The following is a 17,605-nucleotide window of genomic DNA, read 5'->3' as shown; positions in this document are numbered from 1 at the left end:
GACGGCCGGCGGCAGCGGCATCGGCGTCCGCTGCAGCGCGCGGGGCGCGGGCGGAGCGGCTGACGGTGGCGAGCCGGCCGAGGGTGGCGACGGCGGTCGCCGCGGCGACCAGGCCGCCGGCCAGGAGCGTCCACACGCCCGCTGAGAGCAGGGTGGCGCCCACGACGGTGAACACCAGGCCGATGAGTAGCAGCAGGGTGGAGAGGGCACGCATGGTGCGCAGGCGTTTGGCCTTGCCGGCCGGGGTGAGCGCTTTGGGTCGGGCGGCGGCGGCGCGCAGTACCGCGGCGCGCCGGGCGGCCGTGGCGGCATCGCCGGCGGCCTTCGAGGCAATCCGGGCGTCTTCCTCGGCCTGGGCGAGGAGTCTGCGTTGGGCGGACACTCCGCGTGCGTTGGTTTCCACGCGTACCTCCTGGGGAATTTCCGACGTCTCGGCGAGGATCCGCAGGGTCTGCTGCAGACGCACGGCATTGCGTTCGGTGGCGAGATATTGCCGGCGTCTCGCCCATGTCGGCATGAGATACGTCACCCAGAGCGCGGCGGCAACGGCCACCATCACTCCCCCACCCAGGACTTCGCTACTCATGCTCCCTAACGTATGAGTCGCGGGGCCTTCCGTGCCTGATTACCGGGGGGTGTGTCACTTGTCGGCCACCTCGAGTGGATGCGCGGCGGCGGCCGTATCGAACTCGTTCACGGACGCCAGACCCGGCGGCACCAGGCCGTCCTGCCAGCGGCGCAGCACGCCACCGCGCACCTCCTCGGCCACCATGCCGAACGCGAAGTGGTCGCGCCAGGCGCCGTTGATGTGGATGAACCGGCGGCGCAGACCCTCGTACCGGAAGCCGAGCTTCTCGACGACCCTCAACGACGGCGCGTTCTCCGGCCGGATGCAGATGTCCATCCGGTGCAGGCCGAGTTGGCTGAAGCAATAGTCGGTGGCCAGGGCCACCGCGATCGGGGTGATCGACCGGCCCGCGAACTCCTCGCCGACCCAGTAGCCGATCGACGCGCTGGAGAGCGACCCCCAGGTGATCGACGACACGTTCAGCTGGCCGGCCAGTTCGCCGTTGTACTCGACCAGGAACGGCAATCCGCTACCGGTGCGTGAGTGCGCGAGCAGGCTGCGGATGCTGGCCCGGGTGTCGAAGGACATCGGCGCGTACGGGCTGGTGGCCTCCCAGGTGCGCAGCCAGGACCGGTTCTCCATCAGCTCACGCTCGAGGGCCCTGGCGTCACGTAACCGGATCGGGCGCAGGGTCACGGCCCCCTCACGGAGCGTAGGAATCGCGGTCGGCACGATGAACCCGTCTACTTGGGGGCCGAAGCCCGATGATGACCGAATCTTAGTCCGGTGCCGACCTGATCAACCTGCACGCTACTCGAGAGTGGAGGTGAATTCCTTGAGCCAGGGGCGCAGTTCCACGCCGAGGTCGTCGCGGTCGACGGCCAGCTGGATGATCGCCTTGATGTAGTCGAGCCGGTCGCCGGTGTCGTAGCGGCGGCCGCGGAAGATGACGCCGTAGACGCCGCCGGTGGTCTCGGGGTTGACGGCCATCTCCTGCAGGGCGTCGGTGAGCTGGATCTCGTTGCCCTTGCCCGGCTTGGTGTGTTCGAGCACGTCGAAGACCTCGGGGCGCAGCACGTACCGGCCGATGATGGCCAGGTTCGACGGGGCATCCTCTGCCGCGGGCTTCTCGACCAGACCGGTGATGCGCACCACGTCGGGGTCGTCGGTCTTCTCAATCGCGGCCGCACCGTACAGGTGGATCTGCGACGGGTCGACCTCGAGCAGGGCCACGACGCTGGTGTTGCGGGTGATCTGCTCGGAGAGCATCTTGTCCAGCAGCGGGTCGCGGGCGTCGATGATGTCGTCACCGAGCAGCACGGCGAACGGTTCGCGGCCCACGTGCATCTTGGCGCGGAGCACCGCGTGGCCGAGGCCCAGCGGGTCACCCTGGCGCACATAGTGCATGTCGGCGAGGTCGGTGGACTCGTTCACCTTGGCCAGGCGGTCGCGGTCACCCTTCTGGATGAGCACCGCCTCGAGCTCGGTGACCCGGTCGAAATGGTTCTCCAGGGCGTTCTTGTTACGGCCGGTGATCATGAGCACATCGGTCAGGCCGGCGGCCACGGCCTCTTCCACCACATACTGGATGGCAGGCTTGTCGACGACGGGCAGCATTTCCTTGGGCATCGCCTTGGTCGCCGGCAGAAACCGGGTTCCCATACCGGCAGCGGGAATAACGGCCTTTGTAATGTGAGTAACCATGGCATTAGGTTAGCGGCAACCTGTATTGGTTACGCACCTAGGATGACTTGTATGGATTCTGACATCGAGCACCGCAAGCGGGCGCTCCGCGCAGACCTCCGGGAGCGCCGCCACAACATGCCCGCAGCCGAGCGCGAAGCCGCCACCGCGGGGTTCACCGAGAACCTGCAGAGCATCGTCACCGACCTGTCCGCCCGGTCGATCACCTGCTATCTCTCCAGCCCCACCGAGCCGAACACCCGCCCGTTCGTCAACTGGGCCGAAGCCAGGGGCATCCGGGTGCTGTTCCCGGTGTCGCGGGACGACGGCCTGCTCGACTGGACCGTGGGCGAGGAGGAGACCGAGGTGCAGGGCCTCTCGGGTGCCCCGGAGCCCCAGGGCGAGCTGCTCGGCCCGATCGCGATCAACGACGTTGACCTGATCATCGTGCCCGCGGCGGCCGTCGACAAGACCGGTCTGCGGATGGGGTGGGGCCGCGGCTACTTCGACAAGACCCTCGGGTCGATGGAGAAATGCCCGCCCGTGTACGCCGTGGTCTACGACAATGAGTATGTCGACGATGTTCCCCGGGAGGTGCACGACCAGCCGGTGAACGGCCTCGTCACTCCCACTCGCATCGTCGTCTTCTAGACTTTCCCCTCCGGCACCTGCCGGTCAGCTCCGCACACCCGAACCGAAAAGACGCAGTGCCTACCTATTCATACCGTTGCACCGAGTGCGACACCGCCTTCGACATCCAGCAGGCGTTCACCGACAACACGCTCACGGAGTGCCCCGCCTGCGGCGGCAAGCTGCGCAAGGTCTACTCGTCGATCGGCGTGAGCTTTTCAGGCTCCGGCTTCTACCGCAACGACTCGCGCGCCGAGTCCGGCGGTAAGTCGTCGCTCTCCGCCGAGAAGGGCGCCAAGAAGACGGACTCCTCGTCTGAATCGTCCTCGGCCAAGCCCGCCGAGAAGAGCAGCACCCCGGCCGCGTCGACCAGCGGGTCGTCCTCGAGCGGCTCGGGCTCTTCGTCCGGCTCGACGACCACGGCGGCGCCGAAGGCGTCCTGACCCCCCCCCTCCACTTTTCCTCGCAGTACCGCACCAGAAAGATCCCAGCCATGATCAACGGTTTCAAAGAATTCATCATGCGCGGCAACGTCATCGAACTGGCCGTAGCCGTCGTGATCGGTGCCGCATTCACCGGCCTGGTCAACGCGATCGTCACGGGGATCTTCAACCCGTTGATCGCCGCGATCTTCAACGCGGACACCCTGAAGAACTCCCTGACGGTTCCGCTGGGCGATGCCGAGCTGTCCTTCGGCCTGGTTCTCGCGGCCTTGATCCAGTTCCTCCTGGTCGCGGCCGTGGTGTACTTCGCGTTCGTGATGCCGCTGAACAAGCTCAAGGAGAACCAGGCCCGTCGCCGTCAGGCCGGAGTGCCGCTGGACCCGAAGAAGAACCCGGTCACCGACCTCGACCTGCTCACCGAGATCCGCGACCTGCTCGCCGCATCGACCGGGGCCCAGACGGTGTCCTCCAGCGCGGCCGCCGCGGCCGCCAAGCACACCCTCTAACTCCTTCGCACGTACGGCACGACCCCGCCGACTTGCGGCGAATGGCCCCTTGGATGCGCTCCAAGGGGTCTTTTGCGGCATCTCGGGGATGCGCGGGTCACCGACTTGCCGCATACTGCCCCTTCGGCGCTCGTGACGGGATGCTTTGCGGCATCTCGACGGGACACTCCGGTCGAGAACCCGGGCGGAGCGGCGGCGGGCTACCAGTGCGGCGGTTTGTCCTGGCGCAGCCGGGCGTCGTTCGCGCTCGTCGAGGAGCCGTCGCCCGTGGTCTGCCCGCCTTCTTCGCGGGAGGGCGGCTCGGGGCTGGTGTCGGTGTCCGGCGCGGGCGTCAGGCGCGCCCGGCGTGCGCCGGCCGACTTGACCACCGACTGACGCGGTTCAGCAGCTCCGGTGTCGCCGACGGATGCCGCGGGTGCTGTCTCGGGCGCTGTCGCGCCCGCGGACCCGACGGCGCCGTCGGGCGCCGCCGGGTCAGGCACGGTGCGCCGGACCGTCCGACCCTTCGGTCGGCGTGAGACCCGCGAGGGCGGCGACGCGGGCGGCGACGGCATCCGGGTTGCTGAACAGTTCAAAGCTGTGCACGCGCAGGTAGTGCCAGCCCAGACGGCGTAGCACCTCGGGGCGCAGCCGCAGGGACTCGCGGAGGCTGGCCCGGTTGACCACGGCGTCGGTTTCCACGACCACGGCGCGGCCGGCGTGCGAGGCCGCCAGCGCCAGCTTTCCGCGGTGCCCGAGGGAGACGGTGAGCCCCTTGCGTTCCAGGCGGCGGCCCAGGTCGACGAGCATGGCCTCGCGGGCATCCGGCACGGCCACCTCGTTGCGGCGGGCTTCGGTCTCGGTGAGCACCTGCGACAGGGCCAGGATGCCGTGCCGTTGCCGGTCGGCGTCGATGTCGATCGGTCGGAAGCAGGAGACGATGTCCATGGCCCGGCGGGCGCGGGTCATGCCGATCGCGAGCAGGCGTTCGCCACCGGGTTCGCCGAGCGAGCCGAAGTTGCTCAGCAGCCGTCCGTGCGGGGTGCGGCCGTAGCCGATCGAGAAGATCACCCGGTCGCGGCTCTGCGCCACGGCCTGCTCGAGCGTGAGCACCGTGAACGGTTCGGCACGGTCCTTGAGGATGAAGTCGCTCAGGTCGGTGCGCTTGGAGAACGCCGCCAGCACGGCCTGGTGTACCCGCACGGCGTGGCGGGCGCTGGCGGTGATGACCATGAGGGATTCGCGGGGCCGCTTGACGGCATGGTCCATGACCAGGTCGACGACCTTCGCCACCTCGGCGTCAACGCTCTCCACCGCGCCGCTGTCGACGTCGGGCATGCCGTGGCCGCCCTTGACGTAGTTGAGGGTGAGGCTGCCGTGGCCGAGGAAGCTGCCCGCCCAGGGCAGCGAGTCGATGCGGCCGCCGTAGAAGCGGTGGTTGACCAGTTCGGCGAGGTCCTCGCCGCCGGCCCGGTAACTGCGGGTCAGGGTGAGGGTGGGCAGCAGTTCACCCAGCCGGGCCAGCGCGGAGTCGGCGTGCAGGGCGTCGACGTTGGTTTCCTGCGGGCTCGGCACCTCTGAGGGTTCGACGATGCCGGTCTCGAAGCCGGACGGCGTCTGGGTGACCGGGTCGCCGAACGCCACGACCTGCTTGGCACGGCGGATGGCGCCGACGTTCTCGGCGAGGGTGGTGGCGCCGGCGTCGACCAGGAGCACGGCGTCGAAGGTCATTCTGTCGTCGAGCGCGGCGACCTCGTACGGCGAGGCCAGCCAGACCGGGGCGAGCACCCGGCCCAGGTGCGGGGAGACCTCGTTGATGCGGGCCGGGGTGGCCCGGTCGGCGCGCAGCAGCCGGCGCAGCTGGTCGGCTTCGTCGGGCCAGTCGACCACACCGATCTTCCAGGTCTCGGCGAGCAGCCAGGCAAGGATCTGCCCGGTGGTGGAGGCGTGCGCCTCGTCGACGAGCTTGAAGTCGGCTTCGAGCCTGTCGAGCACCTGGGTGTTGGCGTTGAGCAGGGCCTTGTCGCCGCCCAACATCACCTCGAGCACGGACTGCCACCAGGCGAGTTCGAGCTCGGCGGCGACATCCTTCTCGGACACGTGGCGCTGGGACAGGTCGGTCATCAGCGGGTCGAGGTTGTGCTCGCGCAGGGTGGCGAGCAGGGCGGTGCGCTCGTGCAGGTTGGCGAGCACCTCACTCTCGGCGGCCAGTCCGGTCATCGTGGAGACGAGTTCACGCAGCGGCCGCGAGACCAGCTGACGCGGGGTCCCGGTGTTGCCCAGCGGCACGTCGAGCTTGCCGAGGTCCTCGGCGACGCGCTGATAGGCGACGTGCACGTCGTTGATGCCGACCGGCACCTCCGGGGTGACGCCGGCGGCGGCGTAGCGCTGCCACAGAGTGCGCTGCTGCTGGATGCGCCGCAGGCTCTCGTTCATGTCACTCACGTGCACGCCGGGTCGCAGGTACTCGTCGGCGAGCTTGCGCAGCCGGCGCCGGTTGGCGCTGGTCATCTCGGGTGAGTCACGGCGGGCGGAGGTGGCGGCGATCAGTTCGGTGAGGGAGCGGTCGAACACGGCGGGCTGGAACTTGTCCAGCGTCTCGCGGATGTCCAGCAGCAGGCGCAGGTAGATGCCCAGCTCGTGCACGGTCTCGAACGGGCGCAACCGGGTCTGGCCGATGAGGTGTCCGGCGCGTTCCAGCAGTCGGGGCAGGTCGGTCTTGCTCAGCCGCTTGGCCAGCTCGTGGGATGCGCCGGCGTCGGCGGTGGAGGTGAAGGAGGCTCCGTACCAGGGCGAGTCGCCGGGGCCGTAGCGGAACTGGCCGAGGACGGCGGCCTTGATCAGGACCGCGGCGGCGCTGGCCCGGTCGTGGGCGAGACGCTCCAGGGCGACCCTGTCGAGCCGGGCGGTCGTCGACGGCGGTGCCGGCAGCTGGGCAAGCCTGGCGAGCTCACCGAGGGCGTCGAGCACCGACACGCCGAGCGCGGCATCCTTCCGGGTGAGCGCCGACCTGTAGTCCAGCAGCACCTTGCGCAGACGCACGAGGGCGTCGTCGACGTCGCCGACGCGCGGCTGGGTGCTCTTCTCGTTGCGGGTGATCGACTGGATCAGGTCGCGGCGCAGGGTGCGCGGGGTGACGGCGACGCCGGGCAGACCCACCTGCACGAGGCGGTGGGCGATGCCGTCGAGGCTGGAGCGGCGGGCGCTGACCACGAGCACGCGCTTGTGCTGGGCGATGAGCGAGCCGATGGCGTTGACGATGGTCTGGGTGCCACCGGTGCCGGGCAGGGTCTTCACGACGAGGGAGTTGCCGGCGCTGATCTGGGCGACGACGTTCTCCTGCTCGGCGTCGGCATCCAGCAGCAGCGTGTCGGTGCCGGGCGGGCGCACGTCTTGAGCGATCGGCAGCACCGGGTTGTAGGCCATTTCGATGGCGCGCTTGGCGGTGGGGTTGCCGGCGACGGCGTCGAGCACCGGATGGGTGAGCTTCTGCGCGTCGGTGGCCATGGCCCGGCCGACGTCGGCGAAGGACGACGCCACCAGGCGGGGCACCACGTTGAACCAGGGCAGGTGCGAGGTGAGGCCGCGCAGCCGGTCGATCACCGGTTGCGGTTTGAACGCTCCGTTGGTCACGGCGAGCGCCACGAACGCGTCGGCGTCGAGGGTGATCTGGAACTGGTCGTGCAACGCCCGCGCCAGTTCGGGGTTGAGGAACGGTGCTCCCTTGAGCTTGAGCTCGAAGTCGCGACCGTAGCGGCGGATGGCCAGGGGGCGCAGCAGCACCGGTGCGGTGAAGTCCACGTCGCCGTAGCGCCACTGGGCCAGCCCGATCGCGAGGTGCACCGATTCGATGCCCCGCATCGACCGCAGCTCGATGCCCTTCTGGGTGATCTCGTTGGCGGCCAGGCGGGCGTTGCGTAGCGCCAGCTCGTCGCGGATGAGGTTGGAGAGCAGGGTGGTCTTGCCGGTGATGAACTGCGGCAGACCGCCGGGGTGGGTGGCGGACAGCTCGATGCGGGAGCGCGGGCTGTCACCGAAGTGCAGCAGCGGCGAGTGGCCGCCGACGGCGGCGAGTTCGTCACGCCAGCGTTGCCAGGTGGGTTCGGCGATGTTCCCGGCGACCAGCGCCGGGTCTCCCAGGCTCACCGAGTCCGGGGAGGTCGCGAGACGCGAGTCGGCAGACGGCGCGTCGGAGTAATCCGACGCGAAGTCGTCATCTTCTGGTTTTCTATCGAGGCGCCACACACCCACACCCTATTTCTCCACCGGCCGGTTCTCGGTTAGGCCACCCGGTTATTTCCCGCATTCGCAGGATTCTCTGCGGATACAGCCGTTTTCGCAGGCGCTATAGCCAGTCCTTGCGTTTGAACACGGCGTAGAGCCCGAACCCCATCGCCACCATCAGGGTGATCGCGAACGGGTAACCGAACTGCCATTTTAGCTCAGGCATGTGGGTGAAGTTCATGCCGTAGATGGTGCCCACCAGGGTGGGGGCGAACAGGATCGCCGCCCAGCTGGAGATCTTCTTCACTTCCTCGCTCTGCGCCAGCCCGGTTTCGCTCAACCGGCGGGTTTCGTCGTTCTGCCGTTGGGCGACGAGGGTGCTGTGCACCGTGAGGGCGTTCTGCAGGAGTTCCCGGAACGCGTCGACACGTTCGACGACCCGGATGGTGTGGTCGAGCACGTCGCGCAGGTGCCTGTGCAGTTCCACGTCCACGCCGTGCTTCTCGAAGCCCTCCTGCAGCGACTCGAGCATGCCGATCAGCGGCTGGGTGGCCCGTTGGAACTCGATGACCTCGCGGGAGAGGTCGTAAATGCGTCTGGACACCGCCTGGTCACCGTCGAAGAGCTGGTCCTCGATCTCGTCGATGTCGTTCTCCAGGCCGGCGACCACCGGCGCGTACTCGTCGATCACCTGATCGAGGATCGCGTAGAGCACCGCCTGCGGCCCGAAGGCGAGGAGGTCCGGGGTGCTTTCCAGCCGGCGGCGCACCGAGGCGAGGTCGGGCGACTCGGCGTGCCGGATGGTCACGACGAAGTCGGGACCCACGAAGACGTGCAGCTCGCCGAACTCGACTCGCTCGACGTCGTCGAGGTATCTGGCCGGGCGCAGCACCAGGAACAGGGTGTCGGCGTATCGTTCGATCTTGGCTCGCTGATGTCCCTTGAGCGCATCCTCGATGGCGAGGTGGTGCAGGGTGAACTCATCGGCCACGCTCCTGACCTCGTCATCGGTCGGCCGGTACAGTCCGATCCAGGCGAACCCGGCCTTCTCCTTGAGTACCTCAAAGACGTCCTGCAACGTTTCCGGGGTTGCCACCCGAAGGCCATCCACATAGATCGCGTCATCAATCAGCGCCACGGCTGCTCCTCACTCGCCGTACAAGTGTGGCACCGGCGACGGGGTGCGGTGCACCGGCGTCAGTGCGGTTGGCTGCCCTGTCGCTTTGGACCCTCGTGCTTGCGGTAGGTGGGGCTGAAGGAGAGAAGCACCAGGCCGACTCCGAGAACCAGCTGGCCGAGCGCCTGGCCGGGCAGCAGCGAGACGGCGCCGCCGGCCAGGATGAAGACGGCCGGCAGCACCCTGTAGACGCGGGCACGCAGGATGGCGGCGCCCAGCAGCATCCAGCCGACCCCGAACACCGCGGCGGTCAACAGCAGGCCGAACGCATAGGAGCCGGGCCGTTCGGCGCCGTCGAGTAGGTCAGGTGCGACCCGGCCCAGGGTGGGATAGAGAAAGGCCTCCGCCCAGAACTGGCCACTGATCAGGATGGTGCCGGTGCCGGCCATGATCGCGGCGGAGAAGCCGAACGGGCCGATCTGCTTGGCGTGGCGCTCGTAGATCGCCACCAACGAGAGGATCAGCAGCAGTGCTCCGCCGAGCAGGGCCAGAGACCGCAGGGCATACAGCGGGGTCTGCACGAGTTCACTGACCGGTTCGCCGGTGAGGCGCATCGCCTGGTCCAGGATGCCGCCGATCAGGAATGCGGCCCCGGCGGCGAGAGTGGATGGCTTCGCCAGACCTTCGAACCTCTTCACTGGAACCTCACCCACCGCGCCTGGAGCCTCGACAGCCCCGCACTCCATCGATTGGGCTGGTCCCGACGATTCTCGCACCGGCCGGGTGGCGGGACAAGGGCCGCAACGGCCACCTCGGGCAGAAGGGTCGCCGGCGCTAGGGTGATGGCGTGCCCGATGCCTCTTCCCCCCGCGACCTCGACGGTGTGCGGGGCGTGGACCTGTCCACCACCGTGGTGGTGGCGCTGGGCACCCGAGCGGCGGCCCAGGACGGCGACCACCGGGCGCTGGCAGAGCTGGTGGGTCGGCTGACCGGCGTCGCCGGCGCATCCATCACTCTCAGCCAGGTCTGCCCGAACTGCGGACGGTCCGGTCACGGCCCCCTCCGGGTCGAACTCGGCGGCGCGGCGGTGGACTCCCCCACCGTGCAAGTGAGCCTGGCCCGGGCCGACGGCCGGCTCGCTCTGGCCGTCACTGCGGCCGGCCCGGTGGGCATCGACCTCGAATCCGTCGGTGCGCTCGCCCGGGCACCCTTGGATGACGTGCTGCTCTCCACGGCCGAAGCGGATGCCGTGGCCGCCCTGCATCCGCGATCGGCCACGGCCGCGGTGACCGCCATCTGGACCGCCAAGGAGGCGGTCCTCAAGGCCGCCGGCGTGGGCCTCAGGGTCGATCCTCGTGACCTCACCATCGCTCGTGCGCCCGACGAAGTGCCCGCCGAACACTCCCCCGGCCCGGCCCTGGTCGGCTGGCAGGCTGCGCCGTTTCCGCTGAACCAGGCGCACCTCATGTCCGTGGCGGCTCCCGAGGGTCTCGTCGCTACAGTCGCCGTGGTGTGCGCCAGGCGCCCGCGGTTGTACCTCGATCGGTGACGATCCCCTCGAGGTGTCCCCGCCGCTCAGAGCGTCCCCGCCGTGCCGCAATCGCAACTCAGTGAGTGACGCGCGAGAGATCAGGAGGCGGGTTTGAGCGGCGCGGCGGGCTGCAGCCGCGGCAGACTCTTCGCCGACACCCAGCGGGCGAGGATCTTGTCGGCGACCCCGGTGCCGGAGGCGATGCGGAAGCAGCCGAGCAGGTCGTCGGTGGTGACGCTGCCGTGCCGGTGGGTGCGGGTGTAGGCGCGCAGGGCGGTGAAGAAGGCCTCGTCGCCGATCGCCTGACGCACGGCGTGCAGGGCCAGGGCCCCGCGCTTGTAGACTCTGTCGTCGAACATGTCGTGCGGGCCGGGGTCGGCCACCACGATGTTCTTGGGCAGCAGGTCCAGCTCGGCGCGGTGCAGCAGGGCGTTCGCGTGGGCGGTCAGTCCGCCGCTGGCCTCGGCCCAGATCCACTCGGCGTAACAGGCGAAGCCCTCGTGCAGCCAGATGTCGGCCCAGCGGGTGAGCGTGAGGCTGTTGCCGAACCACTGGTGCGCCAGTTCGTGCGCGATCAGCCGGTCGCTGCCGTGCAGGCCGTCCACGTGGTTACGGCCGAACACGGCCAGGCCGTGCGCCTCGAGCGGGATCTCAAGGTCGTCGGCGGTGACGATCACGGAGAACGCGGGGAACGGATACGGGCCGAAGACCTCGCTGAACACCGTGATCATCTCGCCGAGCCTGGCGAAGTCCACCGCCACCGGCCGGGCCAGCGCGGGAGGGAAGAACAGGCTGTGCGCCACCGGGGTGGCGGCGATATCGTGCCGGCGATAGCGACCGATCTGAACGCTGGCCAGGTATGCGGCCATCGGTTCCCGCACGTCGAAGGTCCAGGAGGTGCGACCGGACCGGGTGCTCTTGGCCACCAGCGGGCCGTTGCTGACCACCGTGTACGGCGCCTCGCAGGTGAGAAGGATGCGGAAGGTGGCCTTGTCGCTCGGGTGATCGTTGCAGGGAAACCACGACGGCGCCCCGCTAGGCTGACCGGCCACGAGCACACCGTCGGTGAGTTCCTCCCAGCCCAGCTCGCCCCAGTGGCTGCGCACCGGATGCGGCGCCCCGCGGTAGCGCACCACCACCTCGAACGTCTCCGCCGCGGCCAGCGGCACGGCGGGAGTGATCACGAGCTTGCGGGCGGCGTGCACCGTCTTCACCGGCGCAACACCGTTGACCGTGACCTTGTCGACGCTCAAGCCCGCCAGGTCGAGGCTGAACCGGCCGAGGGCGGTGAGGGCCCGCGCCGTGATCGTGGCGGTCGCCGTCAGCCGGTTCGTGGCGACCCGGTAGTCCAGTTCGAGGTCGTAGTGCGCCACCGTGTAGCCGCCATTGCCACTCGCGGGAAGGTAGGGGTCGCCCGCGGACGCGGACCCCAGAATGGTGGGTGTGGGCTGCAACATATGGATCAAGTCTTCCATGGCGGCCGGTGCCACGGCGCAATCGGGTTGCCGGACCAGAGCGAGTCGGTGGGCACCCGCTCCCCGCGCATCACCAGCGAACCCGGTCCAACGGTGGCGTGATCGTCGATGCGAGCCGCCGGCAGGATGACGCTGTTGGGCCCGAGGGTGCCGCCGGCGCCGATGTGCACGGTGTCCAGCTGCATGATGCGATCGTGGAACAGGTGGGTCTGCACGACACAGCCGCGGTTGACACTGCTGCCGGCGGCCAGGGTGACCAGGTCCGCCTCCGGCAGCCAGTACGACTCGCACCACACACCGCGCCCGATCGTGGCGCCCAGCGAGCGCAGCCAGAGCGCCAGCCAGGGCGTGCCGGCGGCGTTCTGCGCGAACCAGGGCCGCGCCACCATCTCCACGAAGGTGTCCGACACCTCGTTGCGCCAGATGAACGACGACCAGAGCGGATGCTCGGAGGCGCGGATGCGCCCCACCAGCAACCACTTCGCGGCGGTGGTCAGCGCCGCCGCGACGGCGCCGGCGCCGATCAGCACGAAGCCGGAGAGCAGCAGCGCCAGGCCGGGACCGCCGAAAAGCCAGAGGACCTCGAGGACCACGAGCAAGCTGAGGGCGATCCACGCGGAGGCGAACACCGGCACCAGGCGCAGCACCTCCCAGAGCGACCGGGCCAACACCAGCCGCGCCGGCGGGTGGAAGGTGCGGGCCTCGTCGATGTCGGTCACCCGGCGGCGCAGCCGCGTCGGCGGGTTGCCCAGCCAGGAGGAGCCGCGCTTGGCCTTGCGCGGGGTGGACGACAGCACGGCCACGAGGCCGTCCCTCGGCACCGTGCGGCCGGGGCCGGCGATGCCGCTGTTGCCCAGGAACGCCCGGCGGCCGATCTTGGCGCGGCCGATGCGCATCCAGCCGCCGCCGAGTTCGTAGCAGGCGACCATGGTGTCGTCGGCGAGGAACGCGCCGGGCGCAATGGTGGTGAGGGAGGGCACCAGCAGTACCGTGGACGCCTCGACGCCCGGACCGACCTTCGCGCCGAGCAGCCGCAACCAGACCGGGGTGAGCAGGCTGGCGTAAAGCGGGAACAGCAGGGTGCGGGCGCCGTCGAGCAGTCGTTCGGTCATCCACACCTGCCAGCCCACCCGGCTGCGCACCGGGTGGTGGCCCTCGGTCAGGCCCAGGCCCAGCAGGCGCACGGCTCCGATCACGGTGCCGGCGTAGAGCGCTCCGGCGGCGAGCACGGCCGGCGGCACGGCCAGCGCGGCGCGGGCGGCCGCGGCGCCGAGGGTGCCGGCGTCGCCGATCACCACGCCCACGATGAGCACGCCGAGCAGCACCGCCACGGTGGGAATGGCGGTGAGTCCCACCGAGCCGGCGCCGTAGGCGAGCAGCCAGCGGCGGGCGTTCGCCGGCCGTTCCGCGGGCCAGGCGCGGCGGGCCGAGCCGACCCGGGTGGCCGGTGAGCCGGCCCAGCGCTCGCCTCGTGGCACCCGGCCGAAGACGGCGGAGCCCGGTTCGATCTCGGCGCCGTCGCCGATCTTGGCGCCGCCGAGCAAGGTGCTGCGGGAGCCGATCACGGCCTCCGCGCCGATGCGCACCCGGCCGATCCGCAGGGTGTCGCCGTCGAGCCAGTAGCCGGCCAGGTCCACCTCGGGTTCGATCGCGGCGCGCTCGCCGATGCTGAGCAGCCCGGTGACCGGCGGCACCGAGTGCAGGTCGACGCCGGGGGCGATGGTGGCGCCGAGCAGCCGGGCGTAGTAGCTGATCCACGGCGCCCCGGCCAGGCTGGCCGCGTCGACGAAGGTGGCCACCTGTTCGGCCAGCCAGAGTCGCAGGTGCACCGAGCCGCCGCGCGGGTAGTTGCCCGGTTTCACGCCCTTGAGCAGCAGCCGGGCGGCGGCAACGGAGATGCCCATCTTGCCCAGTGGGGTGACCAGCAGCACAAATCCGGCCAGCACCGCCCACCATGACACCGTGGGGGCGAAGGATGCGCCGGCGGCGGCGAGCAGATTGTTGGCCGCGGCCAGGTACACCAGCCACTTGGCACCCACGAGCAGGTGCAACGGCACGCTGAGGAGGCCCTGCAGCAGCCCGGTGCGGGCCGGGGTGGGCAGCACCTGCCGCGTGGCGCGGGCCACCGTCGGAGTGCGACCGTCGAGTTCGTCGGCGAGGGAGCCGATCCGCGGGTGGTCGTAGATGTCGCTGATACGGGTGTTCGGGTGGCGCTCCCGAATCGCGGACACGAATTGGGCGGCCGAGAGGGAGCCGCCGCCGTAGGCGAAGAAGTCGCTGTCGGCGTCGGCGACGGGCACACCGAGGATCGCGGCCCAATGCCCGGCGAGCCAAGCGGCGGTCGGGCTGAGCGCATCCGCGCCGGCCGTCTCGGCGCCGGCCAGGCCGGGCAGCGGCCAGGGCAGTGCGGCACGGTCGACCTTGCCGGAGGTGCGGGTGGGGATGGACTCCACGACGGTGAGCAGCGGCACGAGGGCGGCGGGCAACGCCACCCGGAGGGCCGCGGTGGCCGCGGGCAAGTCGAAGGATCCGGCCGCCTCATCGGCGAGCGCGAGGTAACCCACCAGCACCTGGTTGCCGGCCGGGGTGGTCTGCACGACAGCGGCCGCGCCGGCCACGCCGGACAGCGCCTGCAGGGCGGCGTCGATCTCGCCGAGTTCGATGCGCCGGCCGCCGAGCTTGATCTGGTCGTCGGCCCGGCCCACGAACACCAGCCCGGCGGGGTCGAAGCGCACGAGGTCGCCGCTGCGGTACGCGCGCTCCCAGCCGAGCCCGGCGTGCGGGGCGTACTTCACCGCATCCTGGGTCGCGTCGAGGTACCGGGCCAGGCCGACGCCGCCGATGATCAGTTCGCCGGTCTCGCCGGCCCGCACCCGCTGGCCGGCCGGATCCACCACGGCCAGGCTCCAGCCGTCCAGCGGCAGGCCGATGCGCACGGGGTCGCTGCCGTCGAGCAGGGCGCCGCAGGCCACGACCGTCGCCTCGGTCGGGCCGTAGGTGTTCCACACCTCACGGCCGCGGGCGCTGATGCGGGCGGCCAGCTCGGGCGGGCATGCCTCGCCGCCGAAGATCACCAGGCGCACATTCTCCAGCGCCTCCTCGGGCCAGAGTGCGGCGAGGGTGGGCACCGTGGAGACAACGGTGATGCCGTGCGCGATGAGCCAGGGGCCGAGGTCCGCGCCGCTCCGCACGAGCGAGCGCGGGGCCGGCACCAGGCAGGCGCCGTTCCGCCAGGCCAGCCACATCTCCTCGCAGGAGGCGTCGAACGCCACCGACAGGCCGGCCAGCACCCGGTCGCCGGGGCCGATGGGTTCGCCGGCCAGGAACAGGCCGGCCTCGGCGTCGACGAACGCCGCCGCCGAGCGGTGCGTCACGGCGACACCCTTGGGCACCCCGGTGGAGCCGGAGGTGAAGATGATCCAGGCGTCGTCGTGCGGGCCGGGCATCGGCTCGCCCCAGTGCGCCAGCGACGGGTCCTCCTCGGCGGCCAGGGGCCGCTCGGTGAGCACCCCGGCGTCCAGGCCGTCGCGCACCGTGAACAGACCACCGTCGCCGATGACACCCACGACCCGGGCCTCGCCGAAGACCAGCCGGGCCCGTTCCTCAGGGTCGTCGGCGTCGACGGGCACGTAGGCGGCGCCGACGGTGAGGGTGGCGAGAATCGACAGGTAGAGGTCCCGGGTGCCGGACGGGATGCGGATGCCGACCGTGTCACCGCGGCGCACCCCGGCCCGGCTCAGCCGCACGGCCTGGTCGTTGACCAGCCGCACCAGCCGCCGGTAGCTCAGGGCCCCGGCGGCGTCCTCGAGGGCCAGGGCGGTGGGGTGTTCCTCCGCGGTGGCCAGCAGGATGTCGATCAGGGTGCGCTCGGGGTGCACCAGATGACCGGCATCCAGCACGCCCTGCTCGTGGCCGGGCGTCGGCGCGGCCGGCAGCGGACGCACGATTGCCGGTGCGACGGTCGAGCCGGCGGACCGGGTGCTGGGATCGGGGTGGAACGAGGTCACGCATACTCCTGTCCGGGCTCGCGAGAATCCGCGATGGCGACAGCCTAGAACGACCGGGTGACCGGCGGGTGAACACGCGTCACATGAGTACATTCTTCGGGCGCGTTCCCGTCTCCGGCGGGTTTTTCTCCGCCGCCCCTGTTCCCCCGGCGGCCTTCCCGCGTAGCCTTTTGATACCGGATGCGCCTCACGTCTTCGACCGAAAGCCGACCGAATGGATACCTCACCTCTCGTCTGGACTCTGACTGTCCTCGGAATCGTCGGGCTCCTCGCCTTCGACTACGTCTTTCACGTGCGGAAGGCCCATGCCCCCACGCTGAAGGAAGCGGCAATCTGGTCGTCGATCTACGTCGGGATCGCCATACTGTTCGGCATTGGCGTCCTGATCATCGGCGGCAGCACCCCGGGTTCTGAGTACTTCGCGGGGTACATCACCGAAAAGGCGCTCTCGGTCGACAACCTGTTCGTCTTCCTCATCATCATGACAAGCTTCCGCGTGCCCCGGGAGGACCAGCAGAAGGTGCTTTTGTTCGGCATCACGTTCTCGCTCATCGCGCGCACCGGCTTCATCTTCCTCGGCGCCGCCCTGATCAACACCTTCGCCTGGGTGTTCTATTTCTTCGGCCTGATCCTGTTGATGACGGCGGGCAACATGCTCAAACCGGAGAGCTCGGAGTCCAAGTCCGCGGACAACTTCATCGTGCGGGTCGCGCGCAAGATCTTCCACACCAGCCCCGAGTACGACGGCGACAAACTCTTCACCATCCACGACGGCAGGCGCGCACTGACCCCGATGCTCCTGGTGATGGTCGCGATCGGCGGCACCGACCTCCTCTTCGCGCTCGATTCGATCCCCGCCATCTTCGGCCTCACCCAGGATGTCTACATCGTGTTCACGGCGACGGCGTTCTCGCTCCTCGGCCTGCGTCAGCTGTACTTCCTGCTCGACGGCCTGCTGGACCGGCTGATCTACCTCTCCTTCGGGCTGGCGGCGATCCTCGCCTTCATCGGCGTGAAGCTGATCCTGCACGCCCTGCACGAGAACAACCTTCCGTTCATCAACGGCGGCGAGCCGGTGCCGGTGTTCGAGATCAGCACGGGTGTCTCTCTGACGGTCATCATCGGTGTGCTCCTGGTCACCGTGCTGGCGTCGCTGTTCAGCCCGGCGGGCCGGGCACAAGCGGCCACCGCCAACGCCCGGCGGTACGCAACCGACTACCTGGACCTCGGCTACACCGAGGACCACACCGAACGCATCCGGGTGTACACGGCGCTGCGGGAAGAGGAAGAGTCCATCCATAAACTCGGCCCGAAGTACCGGCAGGCGGTCCAGGACGACGCGGAGCTCGCCGATCTGCTCCGCCGGGCTCACCTCGAACACGACGCCTCTGTGCGCCGGGCCGCCCGCGAGGGGTGACCCCACGCCGGCCCGACCGTGCCCC

At 69.8% G+C, this 17,605-nt stretch carries 13 protein-coding genes and 1 pseudogene; 5 read left to right on the top strand and 9 right to left on the bottom strand.

Annotated features, from left to right (window positions below; translation table 11 throughout):
• The 3 genes and pseudogenes from C3B61_RS01505 to galU form a co-directional block, all read right to left on the bottom strand.
• Positions 1-586, bottom strand: a pseudogene (locus tag C3B61_RS01505) (hypothetical protein); the annotation flags it as partial.
• 54 nt (positions 587-640) lie between these two features.
• Positions 641-1,264, bottom strand: coding sequence for a GNAT family N-acetyltransferase (locus C3B61_RS01500; protein WP_425266405.1), 624 nt, complete (start codon positions 1,262-1,264; stop codon positions 641-643).
• A gap of 114 nt (positions 1,265-1,378) precedes the next feature.
• Positions 1,379-2,272 (bottom strand): UTP--glucose-1-phosphate uridylyltransferase GalU, encoded by an 894-nt coding sequence (galU, locus tag C3B61_RS01495; RefSeq protein WP_103459263.1) that lies wholly within the window; start codon positions 2,270-2,272, stop codon positions 1,379-1,381.
• Positions 2,273-2,323: 51 nt separating this feature from the next.
• Between galU and C3B61_RS01490 the strand changes: the two genes are divergently transcribed.
• From C3B61_RS01490 to mscL, 3 genes are read left to right on the top strand one after another with little or no spacing between them, the layout of a single operon-like run.
• Positions 2,324-2,902: a 5-formyltetrahydrofolate cyclo-ligase gene (locus C3B61_RS01490; protein WP_103459262.1), complete on the top strand. Its 579-nt coding sequence runs from the start codon at positions 2,324-2,326 to the stop codon at positions 2,900-2,902.
• 56 nt (positions 2,903-2,958) lie between these two features.
• Positions 2,959-3,324, top strand: coding sequence for an FmdB family zinc ribbon protein (locus C3B61_RS01485; RefSeq protein ID WP_103459261.1), 366 nt, complete (start codon positions 2,959-2,961; stop codon positions 3,322-3,324).
• Positions 3,325-3,374: 50 nt separating this feature from the next.
• Entirely contained in the window at positions 3,375-3,830 is a 456-nt protein-coding gene (gene mscL / locus C3B61_RS01480) for a large conductance mechanosensitive channel protein MscL (RefSeq protein WP_088457002.1), read from the top strand.
• A 200-nt stretch (positions 3,831-4,030) separates the two neighbouring features.
• Here mscL and C3B61_RS01475 read toward each other — a convergent pair whose 3' ends face one another.
• From C3B61_RS01475 to C3B61_RS01460, 4 genes are all read right to left on the bottom strand, one after another.
• Entirely contained in the window at positions 4,031-4,312 is a 282-nt protein-coding gene (locus C3B61_RS01475) for a hypothetical protein (protein WP_103459260.1), read from the bottom strand.
• Positions 4,305-8,054 carry an ATP-binding protein gene (locus tag C3B61_RS01470; protein WP_103459283.1) on the bottom strand — a complete coding sequence of 1,250 codons (3,750 nt, stop codon included), beginning with the start codon at positions 8,052-8,054 and terminating at the stop codon, positions 4,305-4,307. Before C3B61_RS01470 ends, C3B61_RS01475 begins: the two co-directional genes overlap by 8 nt.
• Before the next feature lie 100 nt (positions 8,055-8,154).
• Positions 8,155-9,171, bottom strand: coding sequence for a magnesium and cobalt transport protein CorA (locus C3B61_RS01465; RefSeq protein ID WP_103459259.1), 1,017 nt, complete (start codon positions 9,169-9,171; stop codon positions 8,155-8,157).
• A 59-nt stretch (positions 9,172-9,230) separates the two neighbouring features.
• Positions 9,231-9,848, bottom strand: coding sequence for a hypothetical protein (locus tag C3B61_RS01460; RefSeq protein ID WP_103459258.1), 618 nt, complete (start codon positions 9,846-9,848; stop codon positions 9,231-9,233).
• Positions 9,849-9,997: 149 nt separating this feature from the next.
• Here C3B61_RS01460 and C3B61_RS01455 point away from each other — a divergent pair, with 149 nt between their 5' ends.
• Entirely contained in the window at positions 9,998-10,699 is a 702-nt protein-coding gene (locus C3B61_RS01455) for a 4'-phosphopantetheinyl transferase family protein (RefSeq protein ID WP_103459257.1), read from the top strand.
• Positions 10,700-10,779: 80 nt separating this feature from the next.
• On the opposite strand, the gene C3B61_RS01450 is transcribed toward C3B61_RS01455, so the two are convergent.
• Both C3B61_RS01450 and C3B61_RS01445 read right to left on the bottom strand, forming a co-directional pair.
• Positions 10,780-12,138, bottom strand: a complete 1,359-nt coding sequence (locus C3B61_RS01450; protein ID WP_165787894.1) for a M1 family metallopeptidase — start codon at positions 12,136-12,138, stop codon at positions 10,780-10,782.
• 5 nt (positions 12,139-12,143) lie between these two features.
• Positions 12,144-16,163, bottom strand: coding sequence for a Pls/PosA family non-ribosomal peptide synthetase (locus C3B61_RS01445; protein WP_425266404.1), 4,020 nt, complete (start codon positions 16,161-16,163; stop codon positions 12,144-12,146).
• 214 nt (positions 16,164-16,377) lie between these two features.
• On the opposite strand from C3B61_RS01445, the gene C3B61_RS01440 reads away from it, so the two are divergent.
• A complete protein-coding gene (locus C3B61_RS01440; protein WP_103459255.1) occupies positions 16,378-17,580 on the top strand; it encodes a TerC family protein in 1,203 nt (400 codons plus the stop codon).
• Positions 17,581-17,605: the final 25 nt, after the last annotated feature.

The sequence above is a fragment of the Cryobacterium zongtaii genome (assembly GCF_002909375.1).
GTDB classification, from domain to species: Bacteria; Actinomycetota; Actinomycetes; order Actinomycetales; family Microbacteriaceae; genus Cryobacterium; species Cryobacterium zongtaii.
This window is presented reverse-complemented; position numbering and strand designations above follow the sequence as displayed.

Coding starts and splice junctions, on each gene's coding strand:
- C3B61_RS01490 (WP_103459262.1), top strand. CDS start 2,324: ATGGATTCTGACATCGAGCACCGCAAGCGGGCGCTCCGCGCAGACCTC.
- galU (WP_103459263.1), bottom strand. CDS start 2,272: ATGGTTACTCACATTACAAAGGCCGTTATTCCCGCTGCCGGTATGGGA.
- C3B61_RS01440 (WP_103459255.1), top strand. CDS start 16,378: ATGGATACCTCACCTCTCGTCTGGACTCTGACTGTCCTCGGAATCGTC.
- mscL (WP_088457002.1), top strand. CDS start 3,375: ATGATCAACGGTTTCAAAGAATTCATCATGCGCGGCAACGTCATCGAA.
- C3B61_RS01450 (WP_165787894.1), bottom strand. CDS start 12,138: ATGTTGCAGCCCACACCCACCATTCTGGGGTCCGCGTCCGCGGGCGAC.